This is a genomic window from Quadrisphaera granulorum, assembly GCF_003149145.1.
Lineage (GTDB): Bacteria > Actinomycetota > Actinomycetes > Actinomycetales > Quadrisphaeraceae > Quadrisphaera > Quadrisphaera granulorum.
Genome location: NZ_QGDQ01000001.1, coordinates 223222 through 245273, shown reverse-complemented (window position 1 = coordinate 245273; position 22052 = coordinate 223222). Strand labels below are relative to the sequence as shown.

Sequence of the window (22052 nt, the reverse complement as noted above, 5' to 3'; positions counted from 1 at the left end):
GGAGTCCTCCGGTCAGGCGAGGTCGCGGGAGCGGTTGGTCCTGACGAGCAGCCACACCAGGTAGGGGGCACCGATCAGGCCCGTGACGACCCCGACGGGCATCTCGACGCCGTCGACCGCGGTGCGGGCGACCAGGTCGGCGACGGTGACGAGCAGGGCTCCGAAGAGCCCCGAGGTGAGCAGGGCGAGATCTCCGTTGCCGAGCACACGGCGGGCGACTGGTGCGGCCACGAAGGCCACGAACACCACTGGTCCGGCAGCGGCGGTGGCGAACGCTGCGAGCGCGACTCCCACCACCAGGATCGCGCCCTTGGCCGCTCCGACACGCAGCCCGAGGGCCTTGGCGGCGTCGTCCCCCAGCTGGAGGCCGCGGAGGGAGCGTCGGAGCACGAGGGCTCCGGGCACCAGCGCGACCATCGCGAGCGCCAGCGGGGCCACCTGCTCCCAGTCTCGGTTGTTGAGGCTGCCCGTGAGCCACGCGTCGGCCCGGCGCAGGTCGGTGATGTCTGCTCGCAGCAGGAGGTACGACGTGAAGGCGCTCAACGCCGCGGCGACGCCGATGCCGACCAGGATCAACCGGTAGCCGCTGATCCCCTGCTGGTGTGCGAGCAGGTACACGAGGGCTGCGGTGCCGAGCCCTCCGACGAGGGCAGCGAGCGACAGCTGGAGGGCGCCGGCACCGACGACAACGATCATGAGCACGGCAGCGGCGCTCGCGCCTGCGGTGACGCCGATGACGTCGGGGCTGGCCAGCTCGTTGCGGACCAGGGACTGGAAGATCGCTCCCGACATGCCGAAGGCCAGCCCGACGAGCAGCCCGCACACGGCGCGCGGCAGGCGGATGTCGACGACGAGGGTCACGTGGCGAGGCTCTCCGAGACCGAGCAGCGCCCCGGGTACCGACGACATCGGGATGGGCACCGCACCGACGCTGACCGACAGGCAGCCTGTGACGCCGAGGGCCACGGCGAGGAGGCCGATGACGGTCGCGGTCCGTGAACGCCTTCGGCGTACGGCATCCGGAACCCTCACAGCTCCACCATCCGCTTCTGCCGGACCAGCCACACGAAGAACGGGGCCCCCACAGCCGCGGTCACGATGCCCACCTGCAGCTCGTTCGGGGGCACGGCGATGCGTCCGATGATGTCGGCCAGCAAGAGGAACGCCGGTGCGATGACCATCGAGTACGGGAGGACCCACCGATAGTCGGCACCCGTGAGCAACCTGGCGACGTGCGGGACGACGAGCCCCAGGAAGCCGATCGGACCGACGACAGCCGTTGCCGCACCGCACAGGAGGACGACGGCGACCGCCCCGACGGCCCTGGCTGCCGCCACGCGCTGGCCGAGCCCTCGCGCTAGGTCGTCGCCCAGGGCCAACGCGTTGAGGGCCGACCCGCACACCAGCGCCAGCAGCGTCCCCACCAGGACGAACGAGCTCATCTGGAGGACGGTCTCCATGTCCTTGCCCGCCAGTGAGCCCACCGCCCAGGAGCGAATGTCGGCGCGGATCTCGGGTTCGGCCAGCAGCAAGGCAGTGGTCGCGGACCCCATGAAGACGGTGAGGGCGGCCCCCGCGAGAGCGAGCTTCACCGGAGTCGCACCGGTGCGGCCGAGCGCACCGATGGCGTACACGGCGAGCGCGGCGAGCGCCGCCCCGGCGAAGGCGAACCACACGCTTCCGTAGAACGTGGACACGCCGAAGAACGACGCCGCGCACACCACGGACAGGGCCGCACCGGCGTTGACCCCGAGGATCCCGGGGTCGGCCAGCGGATTGCGCGTGACCCCCTGCATGAGGGCTCCGCTCAGACCCAGCGCCACGCCGACCACGACCGCCAGGACCGTCCTCGGGAGGCGCAACGTCTGCACGATCACGTGGTTGGAGTTCGTCACGTCGGGGGTGTCCAGGGCCGCCCACACGTCGTGGAGGGGGATCACCCTCGCCCCCACGGCAAGGCTCGCCCCGGTGAGGACGACGACGACCACCGTCCACGCGGCCAGCCCCACGACCCGGCCGGTCGCCCTGGAGAGCTGGGCCGCGGCTGTGTGCTGGGTTCTCAGGGCTTCAGCACTCCGCTCAGCGCGTCAATGAGCACGGGCACGGTCATGGGGGTCACCGGGAACCCGGCGCCCGTCTGCACGTCGGTGAACCTCGTTACGTGACCCGAGGCGATGACGGGGATGTCCGCCACGACCGGGTTGTCGAGGAACCGCTGCTGCAGGTCGTCACCGCTGCTGAGCACGATGACGTGGTCGACGCCGGCCAGTCGTTCGGCCAGGAGTTCCAGGGAGACGTCCTCGTACCCGTCGACCGCGGTGTCGGACCCGGCCACCGTGATGTTGAGGTCTCCCAGGAAGTTCGGCAGCTCGGCTCCGAGCACCTGCGTGCCCACCGTCCCGTTCTCCTGGTAGGGCCACAGCACGGCCGCGGTGACCGGCTCCGCCAACCGCGCGTCAGCGATCGTCGCCTCGGTGGTGGCAATGACGTCTTCGGCAACGTCGGGCTTCTGGAAGATCTCGCCCAGGAGCGTGGTGGTGGCGCGCCAGTCGGTCTCCGGGAGCTGCACGAGGGGGCCGGCCTCACGAGCCGGCTCCCAGAAGTCCCCCACGTTGCCGTTGGCGATCAGCAGATCGGCGTCCCAGGCCGCGTACTCCTCCACGTTGGGGCCGTCGCTGTCGTCCACGGCTGTGAACGCCTCGAGCTCGGCCTGGATCCAGGGGTACTTCTCAGGGTCCGCCTCGTTGCCGTACCCGACCAGCACGTGGCCCTCGTCGAGGAAAGGCTGCACGAACGGGATCACCCGGTTCCCGTTGAGGGCACCGACGCGGGCAGGAGCCGCGGTGAGCACGACCTCGCCGTCGTCCGGCGTCGTGACGGTGACGGAGTAGTCGCCACTGGCGGCGGGGCCGGCAGGACCGGCGCACCCCGTCACGGCGACGGCGCCAGCGACCACCAGGGACAGGATGGCAAGAGCAGGACGGCGCACGGTCTTCACTTCCGTCTGTAGGCAAGGCTAGCCTTACCATGCTAGCCGGGACGAGCACGGCGCAAGCGCCGCGGCATCGAGAACCACGAGCCGGCCCCTGTGGACAGCGGCAGCGGGACCGGCGACGCTTCTGCCACCGTGGACGACGACATCGACACCCCGCACGAGACCGGCAGGAGGGTGACCCCCGTGAGCACGTTCTTCGCGGAAACCCCACCCGACGTCGAGAGCTGGCTGCAGCGCCGCCGCGATCTCGGACTCGACGGGCGGGACGAGATCTGGGAAGGCGTCCTCCACGTGGCCCCCCTCGAGCACCGCCGCAATACCCGCGCCGCTCAGCGCCTCGCGCGGCTCCTCCAAGGCGCAGCGGACGCCGCAGGACTGGAAGTGACCGGGCCCTTCAACCTGGGGCAGGCGACGGACTTCCGGGTGCCCGACATGGGCCTCGTGCGTCGAGACGACGCGGATGAGCTGTACAACGACTCGGCGGCCATCGTCATCGAGACGCTGTCACCTCATGACGAGACGTTCGCCAAGTTCGGCTTCTACGCGGCCCACGCCGTGCAGGAGCTGTGGGTGCTCGACGTGCTGGCGCGCACCATCCGGATCTGGCAGCTGGGCGCGCAGCGCGATGGCGAGTACGCCGAGACGGGCCACAGCGACCTGCTCGGCCTCGATGCCGTCTCCGTCCAGGCGCAGCTCGACTGGCCGGTGGGCTGACGCCCGTGAGCACGTACTTCGCGGAAACCCCGCCGGACGTCGAGAGCTGGCTGCAGCGCCGCCGCGACCTCGGGCTCGACGGGCGGGACGAGATCTGGGAAGGCGTCCTCCACGTGACCCCCTTCGAGCACGCGCGCAACGTCGCTGCAGCGACCGCGCTGACAGCCCTCACGTATGCGCGGGCGCGCGCCGCAGGGCTAGTGCCCTGTGGTCCCTTCAACCTCGGTGAGCCAGGGGACTACCGCATCCCGGACGCCGGGTTCTTCCGCGGGAGCACGGCGCTCTACCTGGAGACGGCGGCGATCGTCGTCGAGGTGCTCTCGCCACGCGACGAGGCATTCGCCAAGTTCGGCTTCTACGCCGCCCACGGCGTGCAGGAGCTGTGGGTGCTCGACGTGCTGGCGCGCACCATCCGGATCTGGCAGCTGGGCGCAGAGCGCGACGGCGAGTACGCCGAGACAGGCCGCAGCGACCTGCTCGACCTCGATGCCGCCACGGTCCAGCAGCAACTCGACTGGCCGGAGGGCTGACCCAACCGACCGATCCGTCAGCGCCAGACACCGCCGGCGTTGTCCAGCGGGCCGCCGTACCAGTGCTCGATGATCCGCCGGGCGATGGAGACCGGCGGCGGCAGCAGCACCTCGCCGTCGCGCAGCGCCGCGACGAGCTCGGAGCGGGAGAACCAGCGGGCGTCGGTGATCTCGACGTCGTCGGTGACGACCTCCGTGCTCACCGCGGTGCCGCGGAACCCAAGCATGAGCGACGCGGGAAACGGCCAGGGCTGGTTGCCGAGGTAGTCGACGTCGCCGACCTCGATGCCGACCTCCTCGAGCACCTCGCGGCGCACCGCGGCCTCGAGCGACTCCCCCGGCTCCACGAACCCGGCGAGCGTCGAGTACCGCTTGGCGGGCCAGAGGTCGTTGTGCCCGAGCAGCAGCCGGTCGGAAGAATCGACCACGGACATGATCACCGCCGGGTCGGTGCGCGGGAAGTGCTCGCTGCCGTCGGCGGTGCACTTCCGCACCCAGCCCGCCTGTTCCACCGATGTGGGGGCGCCGCACCGCGGGCAGCGCGGGTTGACGGCGTGCCAGCGCAGCACCGCGACGGCCTGCGTGAGCAGGCCTGCCTCGAGGGCGTCGAGCTCACCGCCGAGGGAGCGGAGGTCGGCCCAGTCGTCGCCGCCTCCCGGGTCGAGCGAAGGGTCGGCCACCTCCTGCGCGACGTACCAGGTGCCGTCGGGGCCGGTGCCCAGCAGCACGCGCACGCCATGCATCGCGCCGCCCGGCACGTGCGACGGCGGCACGAGGGCCAGCTTCGGCGCACGAGCGCGTCCGCCGTCACCCGCGCCGTCGTCCCGCGACACGGGGGTTCGGCCGTCGTGCACGCGCAGCACGCGGACGGCGTCGTCGGACCAGAGCTTCTCCAGCAGGCCGGCGTCGCCGCGGCGGGCGCCCTGACGGTCGGACGCCGACCGCGACAGGGACAGGTCGGGCAGAGGTGCGGGGGCCACGTCGACACCGTAGGCAGCGACCCGATGGTCCGCGCGAGCACCACCTGCCCGGTGACGCCCTAGCGTTGGCCCGTGCGCCGCGACCCGTACCTCATGGCCGCGCTGGCCAGCGCCGCTCTGCCCGGCGCTGAGCCCACGCGGGTGCAGCTGCTGGACGGCGACGGCGCCGACCTCGACATCGCTCTCGTCGAGGACGACGGCGGCACCCGCCACGTCATCAGCGTCCCCCGCAGTCCCGCGGCCGGCGCCGACCTGGAACGCGAGGCCGCGGCGCTCGGTCTGCTGGCCCGCCTGGCGGGCAACCCGGCGGTCGGGGTGCAGCTGCCCTTCGTCGTCCCTGCCGTCGCCGGGTCGACCCCGCTGCCCGAGGGCGGCCGAGCAGTGGTCACGACCTGGGTGCCCGGTGAGGAGGTCGACGTCACCGCCCTCGGTCCGGGGCCGTTGACGGCGTCGCTCGCGCAGGCGCTGGCCGTCGTCCACGGGCTGCCAGGTGCGCTCGTCGACGACGCCGGGCTGCCCGTGTGGAGCGCCTCGGAGGTACGCGGCCGCCGCCTGTCCGAACTCGACAGGGCCGCCTCCACCGGCAGGGTTCCCCCGCGGCTGCTCTCGCGCTGGGAGCTGGCCCTGGAGGAGGTGCGCTGGTGGCGGTTCTCCCCCGTCGTGGTCCACGGAGACCTCGACGGCACCCGCGTGCTCACCGACGGGCGCACCGTCACCGGCATCACCGGCTGGGGCTCCCTCAGCGTGGGCGACCCCGCCGACGACCTCGGCTGGCTCGCCGCCGCCGCGCCGACCGAGGCGCTGGAGGCGGTGCTGACCGCCCACGCGCAGGCCCGGCACGAGCCGCTCGACCCTGCGCTGGGTGCCCGCGCCCGCCTGGCCGGGGAGATGGCGCTGGCGCGCTACCTCCTCCACGGCGTGGCACTCGACGACGACGACGTGCTCGACGACGCCACGGTCATGCTCGAAGACCTCGATGCCTCCCTCGACGACGGCGACCAGCTCTCCGACGAGCTCGGCTGACCCGCGGACGATCGGGAGGGTCTCCGTGAGGGTCGCGGCGCTGAACATCGCCTCGGGGCGGGGCAGCGCGTCGCTGCGCGACGGGTTGGCGCCACTCGCCGGCTGCGACGTGCTCGCACTCTCGGAGGTCGACGACGCCCAGCCCCGTTCCGGCGGCATCGACCAGGCCGCTGTCGCTGCCGAGGTCCTCGGGGTGGAGCACTGGCGGATGGCGCCGACGCTGGCGGGGACGCCGGGGCTGCGACGTGACTGGACGCCCCTGGCCGGAACGCTGCGTTCCACCGCCACAGATCCCACCGAGGCAGATTCCCCCGAGACAGATCAGGACGACGACGAACGCGGCCACCCGCCTCGACGTCGCCCGACCTACGGTGTCGCGCTGCTCGTCAGCCAGCCCGTCACTGCGTGGCACGCCCTCGGCCTCGGCACGGGCCGCGGGAAGCTGCCGCTCGTCGTCCCCGACCCGGTCAGCGGACGCACGGGCGTGATGCTGTTCCCGGACGAGCCGCGCGCGGCCGTCGCCGCGGTACTCACCGACGGCACCGTTGTCGCGGCGACGCATCTGTCGTTCGCCCCGCCGACGGCGCTGAGCCAGCTGCGCCGGCTCGCCTCCTGGCTGCGGGGGTTGGCTCCGGCGGGCCCGGACGGAGCCACCCGGCCGGTCCTGCTCGCCGGAGACCTCAACCTGCCCGCGCCGCTGGTGGGGTTGGCCGCCGGCGCTCCGACCCTCGTCCGCGCCCCTACCTTCCCGGGGGCAGCGCCGCGCGTGCAGCTCGATCACGTCGTCTCCCTCGGCGCCCCCGTCACCGCCACGGGGCGCGCGGAGCAGCTCGCGGTGGGTGATCACCGGGCGCTCGTCGTCGACGTCGTGCGCTAGTCGTCCCAGCCGGTCTGCGGGGTCGCGCAGGTCTCGCGGAACACGTACTGCGAGGGCGCTCGCCGCTCGCTGCTCGACCAGTCGATGGCGGGCCGGCGCTGCTCGGGAGGCACGTGGCCGATGCGGTAGACGGCCATGAGGTCGAGGTCCTCCGGGACCTCCAGCAGCGCCTCGATGCGCTCCCAGGCGCCCGGTACCTCCATTGGGAAGGAGACGAACTGGATGCCCAGCCCCAGCTCGACGGTGGTCAGCCAGATGTTCTCGACGGCGGCACCGAGGGAGAACAGCGAGTAGAACGCCGACAGCTCCCCGGGCCGGTGCTCGGCCTTGTCGAGCAGGGCCGCCAGCAGCAGCGGTGCCCCGGCGACGAGCTTGCGGTTCTCCTCCCCCAGCGTCTGCGGCACGCGCAGCGCGTTCATGAGCTTCTGCCCGCGCCGCGTGAACACCTGCCCGGTGAACGGCCGCAGTGGCGCGGGCAGCCTGTCGAAGAGCATGCCGCTGCGGTGCTGGGCCATCTCCGCGGCGCTGAACCTGAAGTAGCGCTTGTACCGCTCGAAGAACGTGCCGTTCGACATCGCCGTGGTCATGCTCTCGCCGCTGATCGCGGCGATGCGCTCGATGGTCGACCGGTCCTCGATGAGCACGAACCGCCACGGCTGGCTGTTGAGCTGGCTCGGCGCGCGACCTGCGACCTCCACGAGGAGGCGCTGGTGCTCGGCGCTCACCGGGTCGGGCAGGAAGGGACCGTTGGTGGTGCGCCGGAGACGGATGGCGTCGAGCAGCTCCACCGGGTCAGTCTCCTCCCACGACGTCGGCCCAGGCAGCGGCGGCCGCACCCAGGAACGGGGGCGCCAGCGACGCCGCGAGCAGCACATGGCCCGTGCCGCCCGCTCTGACCCTGGGGACGACGACGAGCGGCAGCAGCGCGGGCGCGAGCACCGCCGTCGTCGTCCTGCTCCGGCTGTTCACCGCGGAGGCGGCCAGCGCGAGCAGCGTCCAGGTGCACGTCGAGACGTAGAGGGCGTGGTGCTGCCAGTGGCTCCCCCGGCGCCCGCGCCATGCCGCCAGGCCGACCGCGCAGTTCGCGGCCCAGCTGACCGTTGCAGCGCTGACCAGCACCGCGGGAAGGACCACCGAGCGTCGTGTCGTCACCCCGTCACGCTAGTAGCTCCCTCAAGGGAGACACCGCACCGTCCGACGCAAGGGGGTCTGCGTCAACGCCTGAGGGGGAGGACCCACCCGTGTCCGCTGAAGCCACGCACCCACCAGTCCTGCGGTCGTCGAGGTGGAGCGTGCGCACCCGCCTGCTCGCACTCGTCGTGACCCTTGTGGTCGCAGTCCTGGGGATGGGAGGCGTCGGGGTCTCCCAGGTCCTCACGGTGAACCAGCGGGCCCAGGAGGTGCGGCAGTCCGGCACCGTCCCGCTCGAGAAGCTCGGCGCGCTCAACAGCGACTGGCAGACCTACCTGACCAACAATGCCCGCATCTACGTCACCGGTCTGACTCCCGAGCAGGTGGCCCAGTTCACGAAGGAGAGGGACGACGCTGTCGCGGTGGTCAAGAAGGACCTCGAGGACATGGCGGAGGTCACCATGACGCCGGCGGCCGGCACGGCGCTCCAGACCGTCAACACCACCGTGGTCGCGTACTTCGAGAACATCGCGAAGGTGGCCACCGCCCTCCAGACCGGCGACACCGCGACGGCGACGGCGCTGATCCCGAAGGCGCTCGACCAGGAGGCGACCATCCAGAAGGCCATCACCGCGTCGCTGACGGCCCAGTCCACCGCAGCCGCGGCCGCTGCGACCCAGGCGCAAGAAGCTTCCGACACCGCGGTGAAGGTCCTCGTGGGGATCGCGCTGGTGGCGCTCGTGGCCTCCGTCACCCTGGCCCTGATCATCACCCGCAGCATCACCCGCCCTCTCGACCACGTCCGGGCCGTGCTCCGCACGGTGGCCGCTGGTGACCTGCGCGCCCGCGCCGGCATCGTCGGCCAGGACGAGCTCGCCTCCGTCTCGACCTCCCTGGACCACACCCTCGACGAGTTCGGCCGCGCGATGACCGCCGTCATCGCCACCACCGGGCAGCTCACGGGCACCGCGCAGGTGCTGGACCAGCTCGCCGCGGACGTGGCCGCCAAGGCCGACGAGTCCTCCGCGCAGGCCGACCTCGTCTCCGCCGCCGCAGCGTCGGTGTCCATGAGCGTCGACACCGTCGCCATGGGCTCCGGTGAGATGCAGACCGCCATCGGGGAGATCTCCGCCAGCGCCGCCGAAGCCGCCGCTGTGGCCTCGCAGGCCGTCGAGGCGGTGGAGGCCACCACCACCACCGTCGCCCGCCTCGGCACCTCCAGCCAGGAGATCGTCTCGGTGGTGAACCTCATCACCTCCATCGCTGAGCAGACCAACCTGCTGGCCCTCAACGCCACCATCGAGGCCGCCCGCGCCGGGGAGCTCGGCAAGGGCTTCGCCGTGGTCGCCGGAGAGGTCAAGGAGCTGGCCCGCCAGACCGCGCAGGCCACCGAGGAGATCTCCCAGCGCGTCAGCAGCATCCAGGGAGACACCAACGGCGCGGTCTCGGCGATCGAGCGGATCAGCGAGGTCATCAGCCGCATCAACGACCACCAGACCACCATCGCCGCGGCGGTGGAGGAGCAGTCGGCCACCTCCCAGGAGATGACCCGCAACGTCGCCGACGCGGCCTCCGGGTCTCAGGAGATCGCCGCGAACGTCTCCTCGCTCGCGGCCGGAGCGGCGGACAGCCGCAGCCGTGCCACCGAGGCGCGCGACGCGTCCTCGGAACTGGCTGCGCTGGGCTCCCGCCTGCAGGCAGCGGTGGCCGGCTTCACCGTCTGAACACCGAGTGCCCGCGGCTGATCCGGCCTGGTGCGGGCTCACCAGCGCCGCCGCTGACCACCGCCTGCCCTCCCGGGGAGGCGGTGGTCAGCTGCCCATGAGAAGTCCTCGGAGCGTGCGCAGCGCCCTCATCGCGGTGCTGCGCACGGTCACAGAGGTCACGTCGAGCAACGCGGCGATCTCCGCGTCGGGCAGTTCCTCGACATAGCGCAGGACGACGACGGCGCGCTGGCGCGGTGGCAGCTGGCGCAGCGCCTCCAGCGCAGCCCGGCGCTCGTCGAGCAGCAGCACGCGGTGCTCGCCGTCGCCGTCGTCGTGGTGCGCGGCGGTGAACCACAACGAGCCGCGGTCACGGCCGTCCCCCGCCATGACGTGCTCGGCGGAGTGCTCGTGCATCTCGCGGTGACGCCGCCGCCACGTGCTGGTGCTGGCGTTCACCATGACGCGGCGGGCGTAGAGATAGGTGTCGTCGGCGGCAGCCACGCGCTCCCACCTCTCGAGGACGGTGGCGAGCACGTCCTGGAGGAGGTCCTCCGCGTCCGCAGCGCTGGAGGTCAGGCCGCGGGCCAGCCCAGCGAGCGCCTGACCGCGCTGCTGGACGAACTCCTCGAAAGCGGTGCGTTCGGCGGGGTCCGGCCGACGCCAGCGGCTCACGGCGTGTCCGTCGCGGCAGCGGCGGCATCAGCAGCTGCGGCTGATGCTGCGTCGGCGTTGCGCTGCGCTTCGGCTACTGCGGCGGACTGCGACGCGAGGGTGACGACGCGCTGTGCGGCCTGCGTCGCCGCGACGCGGCTGGCCTCACCGGGAACCCACGCCAGCACCGTCGCCGCGGTGCTGCCGCGCACCACCACGGCGGCGTACCCGTGTCGGTGGTTCACCTCGTCGTAGGCGTTGGTCAGCAGCGCGTCGGCAGCGCCCGCAGGAAGCAGGTCGACAGGTGCGGGCGGAAGCACGTGGTCACCGCGCAGGCAGGTGCTCGCGCTGCCCTGATAGGCCGTGGCGTACGCCTGCGCATCGGCCGGTGAAGCAAAGTCATTGGTGATGACCACGACGTCTGCCAGCCCCATCGCGGTTGGCTTCTGCCCGTCGACGCCGAAGTCGACAGACTCGTCGTGGGGATCAGACCACGCACCTCGAGACATGTATTCGAGATCGGCGACGCCAGTGAGCGGGTCGGTGCCGCAGGCGTCGCGCGGCCGCGAGTCCAACGAAAGCTTTGCGGCATAGACAGACATCGGCTGGGCACCAGGCAGCACCGCGTCGACGTCGGCGGTCGTGACAGGCGTCCGCGCCAGGTCGACGGGTTCCTCCGTACCTGGGCGAGAGTCGGCGCGAGCGGCCGCGACACGTGCAAGGCGCTCGAGGTCCAAGCCCACCTGCTGCCTCGCCACATCCTCCTCGCTCCCATTCGACAGGTTGACGATTGCGGAGATGACCGCCACGTGCGCTCCACTCGCTCCGGCCGTCATCACCCGGTAGTGGCCGGGCGCGGACGCGATGGCGGAGCCGAGCAGCACGTCGTAGCGGAACATCTCCTGCACGAACGGGCTCGAGGGTTGGGACTCACCCGGCGCTGGAGTACACGTGCGCGCGCTCTCGCGGAGTGCGTCGACGGCCGCCCGCGCCTGGGTGGCGTCGGCGTAGGTGTCGACCTGCGAGGTAAGCGACGCGAACTCCGTGGTGGTCACGGCCTGCGGGGCTGGCCCAGCGTTGGCGGACGCATCCTTGAACGTCTGGACGGCGAGCGTGTCCTTCCACGTGGCGGTCTCGCGCTGAATGGGGCCCGTGACAGGTAGCACTGCCGTGGCGCACGCGTCGTCCAGCGAGAGGTCGGCCCCCGACTCCCCCGCGCCCTCTGACAGCTGAGCCGCCGCGCCGGGAATCACCCACTGCACCTCGGCGGTGAACAGCCGGCCGGCAGCCTCGGCGGCGTCGACAACCGCGGGGTCGGGCGCGATGGTCTGGATCGTCGAAGGTCCCGACGGTGCGGGCCGACCCGCTGCGGGCAGGGACGTTCCCTCCGCCGTGACGATCGCGGGGAAGACGGCGAGACCCGTGGCGACGGCCGCCGCAGCGGCGAGCAGCGCCGCAGGCGCCACCACCAACCGGCGGCGACGACGCCGCGCAGCCCGGCGGTCGGCCTGTGCCGCAATGAAGCTCGCCCGGTCGGCGGACCACACGTCGTCGCCCTGTACTGCCTGGCGCACCGCCAGGACGAGGCTGCGCTCGCCGTCGTCGTCCGTGCCCCGGGGATCACCGCTCATGCTCGGTAGACGCGGATCATCCCGAGATCGTTGCTTCGGCACCGTGCAGGCTCACGGTGGTCGACCCCAGCTGCAGCTGGATCGGAGCGGCGCAGACGCCCGTGGCGGTCACTGCGCGCGGTGTGGCCGTGACGCGCCGGTCGGAGGTAGGGAACCACGGTCGACCCTCGGCGACGACGATGAGTAGGCCGTCGTCGTCGCCCACCGCCGCGAACGTCTCGCCGACACCCTCGCCGAACACCTTCAGCCCCGTCGCCTCCTGCAGCAGCCGGATGGCGGCGGGGACGTCGGGGACGGCGACGCCGACCTCGCTGACACAGAGCAGGTGCTCCGGGCCAAAGGGCACGTCGCCGGCGAGTGCGGGCAGCCGGTGGCGCGCAATGAGCTCGAGCACGCTGCCGCTCGGGCCCGAGAAGTAGAGCGACCGGCTGCGCCAGCTGAGGGAGCCCTCGAACTCGTCCTGGCCGTCGAGCGTCATCAGCTCGACGCGCTCCCGCAGCCAGCTCTTCGCGGCGGAGAAGGCATCGGCAGGGACGGTGATGGCGAGGTGGTCGACCGCGCGTTCGGACTGCTGCTCCACGAGGCGCACCTCGGTGCCGCCCACGGTGACCACGAGCGCAGCGCCGCGATCGCGCCTGACGGGCAGTCCGAGCGTGCGGCCGTAGAAGCGCTCGGCCTCGGCCAGGTCATCGACGGGGACGGTCACGCTGGTGATCTTCATGCACCCCAGTGGAATACCTGCAGTGCACTTGAGGTCAAGCCCGGCACCGCGGCACCCTTCGGCCCGTGACGGCAGACGCCACGCTCACCATCGGCCAGCTCGCCCAGCGAGCGGGCGTCAGCGTTGCCGCCATCCGGCACTACGAGGCGCGCGGGCTGCTGACCTCCCGGCGCACCGCCGGTGGGCACCGATTGTTCCCGCGGCACGCGCTGCGGCGACTGGCCGTCATCGCCGCTGGTCAGCGGGTGGGCTTGAGCCTGCACCAGGTTGCCGACGCCCTGTCCGACCTGCCCGCCGACACGGCACCCACGCAGGCCGAGTGGACGGTGATGAGCGCCCGGTGGTCCGTGCTCGTGCGGGAACGGATCCGTGAGCTGGAGGCACTGGAGCGCGACCTCGACGGATGCATCGGCTGCGGATGCCTGTCACTCACCCGCTGCGCGCTCTTCAACCCCGCCGACGTCGCTGCGGTCGAGGGCACAGGTTCGCGCTGGTTGCGCGCCGCGGGTGCGGCGCGCAACCAGCGCGAAGTGCTCGGCCGCGAGGGTGACGATCAGTAGCGGAAGCGCCCCACGAGGCCGTCCAGGGTGGCGGCCATCTGCGACAGCTCCGTCACCGCGGTCCGCGTCTCACCCAGACCACGACTGGTCGAGGTGATCGCACCGGCCACCGTGTCCAGCGTCCCCGCGAACGTCGACGTGCCCGCCGAAGCATCCGAGATCGCCCGGCTCATCTCCGTGGTGGTCGCCGCCTGCTCCTCCACCGCCGCCGAGATCGTCATCTGGAACTCGTTGATCTTGCCGATGATCGTGGTGATGTCAGCGATCGCCGCCACCGCCGAATCCGTCGCACTCTGAATCTGCGTGATCTTGGAGGTGATGTCCGAGGTCGCACGGGCCGTGCCCTGAGCCAGGTCCTTGACCTCACTGGCCACCACCGCGAAGCCCTTACCGGCCTCACCGGCACGGGCGGCTTCGATGGTGGCGTTCAACGCCAGCAGGTTGGTCTGCTCGGCGATGGAGGTGATGACCTTCACGACGTCACCGATCTCCCGGCTGGACGCACCCAGGGAGCTGATGGTGGCGCTGGTGGTCTCCGCGGCGGCCACGGCCTGGTTGGTGACCTCGGCGGCGCGGCTGGTGCTGCGGGCGATCTCCTCGATCGAGGCGCGCATCTCCTCCGCGCCCGCCGACACCGTCTCCACGCTGCTGGCCACCGTCCCGGCGGTGCTCGTGGCGGTGCTGGCCTGTCCGGCCGCCTCCTGGGCGTTCGCGTCGATCATCGAGGACGTCGCGGCAAGTTCTTCGCTGGCCGCGGCCACGGCCTGCGCGCTGGCAGCGGCGGACGCGATGGTGGCGCGGATCGTCTCCACGAACTTGTTGAAGGACTTGGTCACGGCGCCGAACTCGTCGGTGCGTGACTCGTCGAGGCGGGCGGTGAGGTCGCCGTCGCCACTGGCAATGCCCTCCAGGCCGTCACCCAGCTCCTTGAGCGGGCGCTTGATGGCGCGGGTGACGACGACGGCGATGAGCGTGAACGCCACGGCGCCACCGAGCGTGCCACTGATCATGACGATCATCGCGTTGCGGCGGGCAGCGTCCGACGTCTTCTGGCGCTCACCGAGCAGCGAGGACTCGTCGCTGGACATCTGGCCCGCCGTCGCGCGGATCTGGTCCATGACCGCCTTGCCGGCGTTGCTGAGCACCACGGCCTGCGCCGCGTCGAAGCCCTGCGTCTTGCGGAGGTCGATGGTCTTCTGCATCTCGGCGAACTTCTGGTCGATCAGCGGGCGAAGCGTCGCGATGCGCTCCTGCTGCTTCGGGTTGTCAGAGGTGAGCGAGGCCACGCTGTCGAGCTCCTTGGCCACCGTCTTCTTGGCGGCCGTGAACGGCGCAAGGTAGGCGTCGTCGCCGGTAATGAGGTAGCCGCGCTGCCCCGTCTCAGCATCCTTGAGCCCGCTATCAAGCGCGGTGAGGGCGCCGAGCACCTGGTACGTGTGGGTCACGGTCCGCTGGTTGGCGTAGAGCGACTCGGTGAAGTTCAGCGCCAGGGCGCCCAACGTGGCGAGCAGCACCGTCGCCAGGACGAACCCCGCCGCCAGGCGACGACCAACTGTCCAGCGCAACGACCTCACATCAACCTCCTGCTCGGGCGGCGATGTCTCTCGTCGCTGTCCTCCCTATCGGCTCAGAGATCATCAAACCTGAGGATTTGGATCCCCAAAGGGGGACACAGAATCGCGGACGAGCATTTCCAGCCCCTCGGCGTCGAGAAGGTCTGCCGGCCGGCTCGTCGTGCCGGTGGCGGCGTAGAAGAACGCCGCACCCACCTGCTCCAGCGGCACGCCCTTCCAACGCGACCACGCCAACCGGTACACGGCCAGCTGCACCGCTGCCGCTCGGGCGGCCTCACCAGTGGGCGGTCGTCCGGTCTTCCAGTCGACGACGTCGACGCCCCCGCCCTCGCTGGCCGGGCGCGTGAAGACGGCGTCGACACGGCAGCGCACCACGAGCCCCGCCACCGGCGTCTCGAGGTCGACCTCAACGGCGATCGGCTCCCGCTGCGCCCACTCCGAGGCGAGGAAACTCGCCTGCAGCGCGGCGAGCTCCTCCTCGTCGGCGCCGAGCGGGCCGAGGCCGTCGCCAGGTGCATCAGCCACGCCCACGTGGTGGAGTGCGCCGTCGTCGTCCTCCTCACCATCGGGACCGAGCACCTCGTCGAGGTCGAGGAGGGCAGCGGACCTGAACCGTTCCTCCAGCCAGGCGTGGAAGGCGACGCCGCGGCGGGTCGCCACACGCGGCTGAACGGGCACCGGGCGGCGCACCGCGAGCGCGAGGGCCGCCGGGTCGGCGGCGAGCTGCACGAGGCGCGAGGCCGACAGGTGGGCGGGCAGCTCGACGTCCGGCGTACCACCTGCGTCACCGCGGGCGCGCTCGGAAAGCAGCGCCTCGACCTCCTCCGCCCACGGGCCCGCGTCGGGAGCGGGGTGCTCGGCGGCCTCACGGACGGCGGCTGCGGCCGCTTCGAGGGCGGGGCGGCGCGGGCCGAGCGGGTCGAACGGCCAGGTGGCGCGCCGAGGCTCGCGCAGCTCGGGGTTCTCCGCCTCCTCAGGCGCCTCGGGCAGCTCGGGCACATCACCGGAGCCGGAGGCCCGCAGATGCTCGACCACCTCCACGAGGAACGCCGAGGGCACCCGCTCCTTCTTCCGCTCCCCACCCCACCAGGCGCCGGTGAGCAGCAGCAGCGATCGGGCGCGGGTCAGCGCCACGTAGGCCAGGCGCCGCTCCTCGGCGCGGTGGGCCTGCGCGCAGCGCTCGGCGTACGCCGCTCGCTCGGCCTCGGCACCCTTGGCGTCCAGCGCGGTCTCCCAAGCCAGGTGGGGCAGCGAGTCGGCGTCGCCGCGCAGGGGATGCGGCAGCACGCCCAGACCCGACAACCACCCCTGCGACGTGCGCGGCGCGGTCGGGAAGCCGCGCTCGGCGAGTCCGGCGACGGCGACGACGTCCCACTCCAGCCCCTTGGACGCGTGCACCGTCAGCAGCTGCACGGCCGTGCGGCTGGGCTCGGCGCCTTCGTCACCGCCGTCGCTCAATCCCGGAGTCGGATCCTCGGCGTCCGCTGAAGACGCCTGGTCGAGACCGTGCTCGTGCTCCTCCGCGAGGCTCAGCCACGCGAGGAACGCCCGCAGCGACGCCCGATGCGACGTGCCAGCCCCCGTGGCCGCGGTGAAGGACGCCGCCACCTCGGCGAGCGCGTCGAGCCCGGCCCGCGCTGCCGCGGGGCTGCTGCCGTTCGTCGAGGCGCGCGCGGCAAGCTCGACGTCCAGGAGCAGGGCGCGTTCGACGGCGACGACGAGGTCGGCGAGGGGCAGGTCCAGCTCCCGCAGCCGGCGCAGCAGCAGCCCGGCCTCGCGCACGCGCTCCCGGGCGGCATCTGACAGGCGGGAGCCGTCGGCGGTCTCCCAGTCAGCGGGGGGTGGATCGTCGACGGCGTCGACGAGGCTCGCCTCCTCGGCGACCTCCGGCTGGGCTGGCTGGCCCGTGCGGCCGTCGGCCGGCTGCTCGGCACGAGAGCGACGCGACGTGGCGCGGCGGCGCGCCCAGGCCGCCAGCACCGCCAGGTCGCGCGGACCGAGGCGCCAGCGCGGCCCGGTGAGCAACCGGATGAGCGCGTCACCGCGGGTGGGGTCGGCGAGGGCGCGCAGCGCGGAGACGACGTCGACAACCTCCGGGCGAAGCAACAGACCGCCCAGGCCCACCACCTCGACGGGCACGTCACGGGCGCGCAGCGCCTCCTCGATGAGGGGGAACTGGGAGCGCGCGCGGCACAGCACCGCAGCAGTGCGCAGCTCGTCGGGAGGACGGCGGGCGTCGGCGTGCCAGATGACGGCGATCCGGTCGGCCAGGAGCGCCGCCTCCTCCCCCGCGGTCTGCGCCCACGCGACCTCCACCCGTCCCTGGCCGGCGCCGGGGCGCGGCCCGAGCACGGGCAGCGGCAGACGTGAGGCAGCGCGCAGCGGCTGGGCGACGACGGCGGCGGCGTCGAGCACGGCGACGTCGTTGCGCCAGCTCGTCGAGAGCGCCAGGTGTGTGGCCGCCGCTCCGTCCGCGCGGCGGAACCGGGTGGGAAAGGCCTGCAGGCCCCCGGCGCTCGCCCCGCGCCAGCCGTATATGGCCTGGTGGGGGTCGCCGACGGCGGTGACGGGGTGCCCGCCACCGAACAGCCGTGAGAGCAGCTCGGCCTGGGCGGTGGAGGTGTCCTGGTACTCGTCGAGCAGCACCACGCCCCAGCGGGCACGCTCCAACGCGGCGACAGCGGGTACCTCGGCGGCGATGCGCGCGGCCAGGCGCACCTGGTCTCCGTGGTCGAGCACACCGAGCTCGCGCTTGCGCTCGGCGTAGCGGCGCAGCAGCGGCAGCACGCGGCGGCGCTTGCGCAGCACGTCGAGCGCCGTCGCCACCTTCACGGGCTGCTTGCCCGGCAGGGCGCTGACCCGTGCCACCACCCCGGCGAGCGTCGCGTCGACGGCGTCGACGTCCACGAGGTGCTCCGCGCACTCCCCCGCCAGCCCCAGCACGGCCGTGACCAGGGTGGACGGCGCGGCGTCGAGGTCTCCCAGACCGTCGGCACCGTCTGCGTCGGCCGCCTCGGCGGTATCGACGATGTCGGCCGCCAGCTGCCACGCCGCCGCCGGGCCGATGAGCTGCGAGCGCGGCTCCACACCGATCCGCAGCCCGTGGTCGGTCACCAGGCCGGCGGCGTAGGCGTGATACGTCGCGACGGTCGGTGAGGCGTCGCTCACCGAGCCCTTGGCTCTGCCGGTTCCCGCAGCCCCCTCCACGCCGGCGGGGGCGGGCAGCAGACCGGCCTTGTCGAGGGCGGCCAAGCGCAGCCGCACCCGCTCGGCCAGCTCACCCGCGGCCTTGCGCGTGAACGTCAGGCCGAGCACCCGCTCCGGCTCCACATGTCCGTTGGCCACCAGCCACACCACGCGCGCGGCCATCGTCTCGGTCTTGCCCGAGCCCGCTCCGGCCACCACGAGCAGCGGCGAGAGCGGTGCTTCGATCACGGCCGCCTGCTCTGGCGTGGGCGGGTGCTGACCCAGCGCGGAGGCGATGTCGGCGGCGCTGAGCCTCTGAGGGGCGCTGTGCGCCGTCACGGGCCCGCCCGTCGCCGTCGTCGTCGTCGTTGTTGTTGTTGGTTCCGGAGGGGTCACTTGACGCACCCGCCCTCGGGGCGCAGCGGGCAGCTCGTGCGGACGGGGCACTTCGAGCACAGGTCATTGGCGACGGCGTCGAAGGCGCTGGCGGCCATGCCCTCCGCCGTGCGCTGCAGCAGGTCGTTGGCCCACTGCGGGTCTGCCGCGTCGGAGAGACGCTCCTGCGTCTGCACACCGGGCTTGGTGCGCTTGCCGCCGAGCTGCACGAGGGCCGCTCCCCCGCTGCGCTCGCCCTCGCCGAGGGCGCCCGAGTCGACCACGGCCTGGTAGAGGCCGAGCTGGGGGTGGGTGGCCAGCTCGTCGGCCTTGGGCGCGCTGGCTCCGGTCTTGAGGTCCACCACGCGCAGGGACCCGTCGGGCTCGCGCTCGAGTCTGTCGAGGCGGCCCCTGACGAGGGCGCGGCCGATGGCGGCGTCGACCTCCACCTCCACCCCCGCCAGCGTCCGCCCAGCGGCGCGGGCATCCATGACGTACGCCGCGAGCAGCCGCACCATCCGCTCGGCCTTGCGTCGCTCGCGCTGACCCACCCAGGTGTCGGGCAGCCCGAGCGTCGGCCACAGCTCGTCGAGGCGGCTCGCCATCTCGGGCAGGGTGCCCTCAGGCAGCTCCTGCGCGATGCGGTGCACCAGGTTGCCCACGCCCTGCTGCACCGAGTCGGCAGGGCGCCCGCCGCTGGCCTCCAGCAGCCAGCGCAGGCCGCAGCGGCTGAACGACTCCACCGCCGACGGGCTGACGGTGACGGGCTGGTCGGGGTCACGGAGGGGCCGCTCGTCGGAGACCGGCGGCAGCCCGTACCAGTCGCGAGGGTCGGCGCCGGGAACCCCCGCGGCGGCGAGGCGGGCCAGGGCCGCGGCGGCGTGATCGAGGCGGTTCTGGTCAACCGTGGCGCCCGTGCAGTCACGCGCGCCCACCGGCGTGAGCAGCACCGAACGCAACTCGGCGACGAGCGCCGGCAGCGAAGTCGCCCGCGGAACGCTGCTCAGCGGCCGCTCGCCCTCGACGGCCGGGTCGGGCGGGCAGACGAGGTCGACGAAGGGCGAGGGCCGCTCGTCCTCGTTGCGCACCGCCGTCACCACCACGCGTCGGCGCGCCCGCGAGACGGCGACCTGCAGCAGACGGTGCTCGTCATCAAGAACCTGCCGGCGCGCCGCCGCAGCGGCGACCGTCGCGGCCACCTGCTCGTCCGCGGACAGCCGCCCCGCCAGCACGTCCGCAAGCTCCGGCGCCCCCAGGAGGGACCCGCGCAGGCGGGTGTCGGGCCAGGCGCCCTCCTGCAGCCCGGGGACGACGACGACGTCCCACTCGCGCCCGGCCGCCGCCGTCGGCGTGAGCAGCTCCACCGCGCCGGCGCCGGTCGCGCGGGCAGCGAGGGAGTCGGCGGGGACGTCCTGCGCCTCCAGGTGCTCGAGGAAGCGCTGCGGAGGTGACCCCGGCTCGCGCTCCTCGTAGCGGGAGGCTGCATCGAAGAGGGCGACGACGGCGTCGAGGTCGCGGTCGGCCAGCGCCGCCGCGGACTCCGCGCCCAGACCCGACGCCGAGGGCGCCGCGAGCGCCCGCGCCCGCCAGCGCTCCGCGAGGCCGGTGGCCGCCCACAGGGCCCACAGCACTTCCTCGGCGCTGCCTCCCGCCTGCGCGGCGGAGCGCCCCGCGGCCAGCACCTTGGCGACGTGCCAGGCGGGCCGCGCCGCTCGCGCCGGAAGGTCGGGCCAGCGGTCGGGGTGCAGGACGACGTCGACCAGCAGCGCGTCGCTGCTGCGCAGCTCGCTCTGACGTGCGTCTGTCAGTGCGCCTGCGTCGGCCTGCGCCGCCGCGTCGGCGACGCGTTGCCGCTCGGCGGCCAGCAGCACCTGGCGCAGCCGGCGCAGCGCGAGCGGATCCGCCCCGCCGATGGGAGGGGCGAGCAGCGTGAGCACGTCGTCGATGGACGGACAGCGGCCGCCGTCGTCGTCACCGCCGTCGTGGTCAGGGCCGCCCTCAGGCGAGTCCCACGCGTCGGAGAGCACGATCCGCAGGGCGACGAGCAGTGGCACCACGGCGGGCTCGGCGCGCACGGGGACCTCAGCGGGCGGCACGACGACGGGCACGCCCGCGCGGCCCAGCTCGCGCCGCAGCGTGCCGGTGCCGCCGGCGCTGCGGACCACCACCGCCATCTCCCGCCACGGCGTTCCGTGCGTGACGTGCTCCTCGCGCAGCAGCGCCGCCACCAGCGCGGCCTGCTGCGCGGGGGTCGGCAGGAGGTGGGCCTCGACGGAGCCGTCCTCGGCGGTGGCAGCCGCGTCGGCGTCCCGGTGCACCACCGCGCCAACGCTCCCGGTGCGCCGCGCGATGCGCACCGACGCCTCGGCGACCGCGCGAGACGAACGCCAGCGCGTGGGCAACACCACGACCGGCGCCGGTCCGGACGTGCCACCGAACCGCTCGGCGGCCCCTGCGATCAGCGTGGGATCACCGCCGCGGAACGTCGTCGTCGTGGAGTCGGGGTCTCCGAAGAGCAGCAGGTCACCGCCGCTGCCCGCGAGCAGGTCCAGCAGTTCGGCGGTGGCGGCGGTGGACTCCTGGTGGTCGTCGACGGCGACCAGTGACAGGCGCGCCCGCTCCACGGCGAGCAGCTCCGGGTCTGCGCGCAGCGCGGCGCAGGCGTCGTGCACGATGGCGGCCGGGTCATGGGCACCCGGGGTCGCCAAAGCTGTGACCTGCAGGTACTCGGCGAGCAGGACGGCTACAGCACCCCAGGCAGGGCGGCCGTGGACGTCGCCGAGGCGGGCCAGGTCACGCGGGCCCAGACCGCGCTCCAGGGCGCGCATGAGCAGGTCGCGCAGTTCACCGCGGAACGCCGGGACGCTCCGGACGGCCGCGGCGATGTCATCGGGCCAAGGTGGGGCGGGCGCGTCGCCGTCGTCGTGACCGCGGAGCAGCTCAGCGAGCACCTGGTCTTGCTCCGGGCCGGTCAGCAGGCGCGGCGCCGGCCCCCCGGACCGCTGCGCGGCGCGGCGCAGCAGCGCCCACGCGAGGGAGGGCGGCGTGCGGACCAGCGCCTCGGTGGTGGTGCGGCCCAGGCGGGAGCTGACGCGGTCACGCAGGGAGGCCGCCGCGCGGCGGGAGGGGGCCAGCACCAGCAGGGACGACGGGTCGGCGCCGTCACGCTCGACCCGGGTGACCAGCGCCTCGAGCAGTGCCGTGGTCTTGCCGGTGCCGGGGGCGCCGAGGACGACGAGCGAGCCACCGCCGCGAGGGTGCTCGGCGACGCGGCGCTGCACCTCGTCGAGTTCGGGCGGGGCGACGGCAGGCGCAGCCGACGGCGTGCCGCGCACGAAGCGCGGGACGGCGACAGCGGTCATGTCCCTCCCTTCTCTCGACGGCTGATGCCGAAGCGG

18 protein-coding genes are annotated in these 22052 nt (G+C 73.1%); 6 read left to right on the top strand and 12 right to left on the bottom strand.

Going from position 1 to position 22052, the window contains the following annotated elements; genetic code table 11:
* Nucleotides 1-12: 12 nt before the first annotated feature.
* Genes BXY45_RS01075 through BXY45_RS01065 form a run of 3 tightly spaced genes read right to left on the bottom strand, consistent with a single transcriptional unit; the run spans nucleotide 13 to nucleotide 2956 of the window.
* Nucleotides 13-1032, bottom strand: coding sequence for a FecCD family ABC transporter permease (locus BXY45_RS01075; RefSeq protein WP_342799488.1), 1020 nt, complete (start codon nucleotides 1030-1032; stop codon nucleotides 13-15).
* Complete coding sequence (locus tag BXY45_RS01070; RefSeq protein WP_211319122.1) at nucleotides 1029-2009, bottom strand: FecCD family ABC transporter permease; 981 nt, start codon at nucleotides 2007-2009, stop codon at nucleotides 1029-1031. Before BXY45_RS01070 ends, BXY45_RS01075 begins: the two co-directional genes overlap by 4 nt.
* A gap of 50 nt (nucleotides 2010-2059) precedes the next feature.
* Nucleotides 2060-2956, bottom strand: a complete 897-nt coding sequence (locus tag BXY45_RS01065) for an ABC transporter substrate-binding protein (protein ID WP_170131249.1) — start codon at nucleotides 2954-2956, stop codon at nucleotides 2060-2062.
* Nucleotides 2957-3088: 132 nt separating this feature from the next.
* On the opposite strand from BXY45_RS01065, the gene BXY45_RS01060 reads away from it, so the two are divergent.
* Nucleotides 3089-3709, top strand: coding sequence for a Uma2 family endonuclease (locus BXY45_RS01060; RefSeq protein WP_170131248.1), 621 nt, complete (start codon nucleotides 3089-3091; stop codon nucleotides 3707-3709).
* 5 nt (nucleotides 3710-3714) lie between these two features.
* Nucleotides 3715-4239, top strand: a complete 525-nt coding sequence (locus BXY45_RS01055; RefSeq protein ID WP_170131247.1) for a Uma2 family endonuclease — start codon at nucleotides 3715-3717, stop codon at nucleotides 4237-4239.
* Between the two features lie 17 nt (nucleotides 4240-4256).
* Here BXY45_RS01055 and nudC read toward each other — a convergent pair whose 3' ends face one another.
* Nucleotides 4257-5219 (bottom strand): NAD(+) diphosphatase, encoded by a 963-nt coding sequence (nudC, locus tag BXY45_RS01050; protein WP_109772678.1) that lies wholly within the window; start codon nucleotides 5217-5219, stop codon nucleotides 4257-4259.
* Nucleotides 5220-5291: 72 nt separating this feature from the next.
* Here nudC and BXY45_RS01045 point away from each other — a divergent pair, with 72 nt between their 5' ends.
* Together BXY45_RS01045 and BXY45_RS01040 are read left to right on the top strand one after the other, a co-directional pair.
* Nucleotides 5292-6242, top strand: a complete 951-nt coding sequence (locus tag BXY45_RS01045) for a phosphotransferase (RefSeq protein WP_245961583.1) — start codon at nucleotides 5292-5294, stop codon at nucleotides 6240-6242.
* Nucleotides 6243-6267: 25 nt separating this feature from the next.
* Nucleotides 6268-7119, top strand: coding sequence for an endonuclease/exonuclease/phosphatase family protein (locus BXY45_RS01040; protein ID WP_109772423.1), 852 nt, complete (start codon nucleotides 6268-6270; stop codon nucleotides 7117-7119).
* Here the strand turns inward: BXY45_RS01040 and BXY45_RS01035 are convergent.
* Nucleotides 7116-7907, bottom strand: coding sequence for a nitroreductase family protein (locus tag BXY45_RS01035; RefSeq protein ID WP_109772422.1), 792 nt, complete (start codon nucleotides 7905-7907; stop codon nucleotides 7116-7118). The genes BXY45_RS01040 and BXY45_RS01035 overlap by 4 nt on opposite strands.
* 4 nt (nucleotides 7908-7911) lie before the next feature.
* Complete coding sequence (locus tag BXY45_RS01030; RefSeq protein WP_146211035.1) at nucleotides 7912-8271, bottom strand: hypothetical protein; 360 nt, start codon at nucleotides 8269-8271, stop codon at nucleotides 7912-7914.
* A 140-nt stretch (nucleotides 8272-8411) separates the two neighbouring features.
* Here BXY45_RS01030 and BXY45_RS01025 point away from each other — a divergent pair, with 140 nt between their 5' ends.
* The gene (locus BXY45_RS01025; RefSeq protein WP_170131246.1) at nucleotides 8412-9974 is read left to right on the top strand and encodes a methyl-accepting chemotaxis protein; all 1563 of its coding nucleotides are present in this window, start codon (nucleotides 8412-8414) and stop codon (nucleotides 9972-9974) included.
* 87 nt (nucleotides 9975-10061) lie between these two features.
* Here BXY45_RS01025 and BXY45_RS01020 read toward each other — a convergent pair whose 3' ends face one another.
* The 3 genes from BXY45_RS01020 to BXY45_RS01010 are packed head-to-tail and all read right to left on the bottom strand — an operon-like array spanning nucleotide 10062 to nucleotide 12959.
* On the bottom strand, nucleotides 10062-10628 hold the full coding sequence (locus BXY45_RS01020; protein WP_109772419.1) for a sigma-70 family RNA polymerase sigma factor: 567 nt from the start codon (nucleotides 10626-10628) through the stop codon (nucleotides 10062-10064).
* Entirely contained in the window at nucleotides 10625-12238 is a 1614-nt protein-coding gene (locus BXY45_RS01015) for a hypothetical protein (protein WP_109772418.1), read from the bottom strand. The genes BXY45_RS01020 and BXY45_RS01015 overlap by 4 nt, the downstream gene beginning before the upstream one ends.
* Before the next feature lie 16 nt (nucleotides 12239-12254).
* Nucleotides 12255-12959 (bottom strand): VOC family protein, encoded by a 705-nt coding sequence (locus tag BXY45_RS01010; protein WP_109772417.1) that lies wholly within the window; start codon nucleotides 12957-12959, stop codon nucleotides 12255-12257.
* Nucleotides 12960-13024: 65 nt separating this feature from the next.
* Here BXY45_RS01010 and soxR point away from each other — a divergent pair, with 65 nt between their 5' ends.
* A complete protein-coding gene (gene soxR, locus BXY45_RS01005) occupies nucleotides 13025-13519 on the top strand; it encodes a redox-sensitive transcriptional activator SoxR (RefSeq protein ID WP_109772416.1) in 495 nt (164 codons plus the stop codon).
* Here soxR and BXY45_RS01000 read toward each other — a convergent pair.
* From BXY45_RS01000 to BXY45_RS00990, 3 genes are all read right to left on the bottom strand, one after another.
* Nucleotides 13513-15093, bottom strand: coding sequence for a methyl-accepting chemotaxis protein (locus tag BXY45_RS01000; protein WP_109772415.1), 1581 nt, complete (start codon nucleotides 15091-15093; stop codon nucleotides 13513-13515). The two genes, soxR and BXY45_RS01000, sit on opposite strands and share 7 nt — an antisense overlap.
* Before the next feature lie 63 nt (nucleotides 15094-15156).
* Entirely contained in the window at nucleotides 15157-18675 is a 3519-nt protein-coding gene (locus BXY45_RS00995; RefSeq protein WP_109772677.1) for an ATP-dependent helicase, read from the bottom strand.
* A complete protein-coding gene (locus BXY45_RS00990) occupies nucleotides 18672-22016 on the bottom strand; it encodes an ATP-dependent helicase (RefSeq protein WP_109772414.1) in 3345 nt (1114 codons plus the stop codon). The genes BXY45_RS00995 and BXY45_RS00990 overlap by 4 nt, the downstream gene beginning before the upstream one ends.
* Nucleotides 22017-22052: the final 36 nt, after the last annotated feature.

Coding starts and splice junctions, on each gene's coding strand:
- BXY45_RS00990 (WP_109772414.1), bottom strand. CDS start 22,016: ATGACCGCTGTCGCCGTCCCGCGCTTCGTGCGCGGCACGCCGTCGGCT.
- BXY45_RS01010 (WP_109772417.1), bottom strand. CDS start 12,959: ATGAAGATCACCAGCGTGACCGTCCCCGTCGATGACCTGGCCGAGGCC.
- BXY45_RS01015 (WP_109772418.1), bottom strand. CDS start 12,238: ATGAGCGGTGATCCCCGGGGCACGGACGACGACGGCGAGCGCAGCCTC.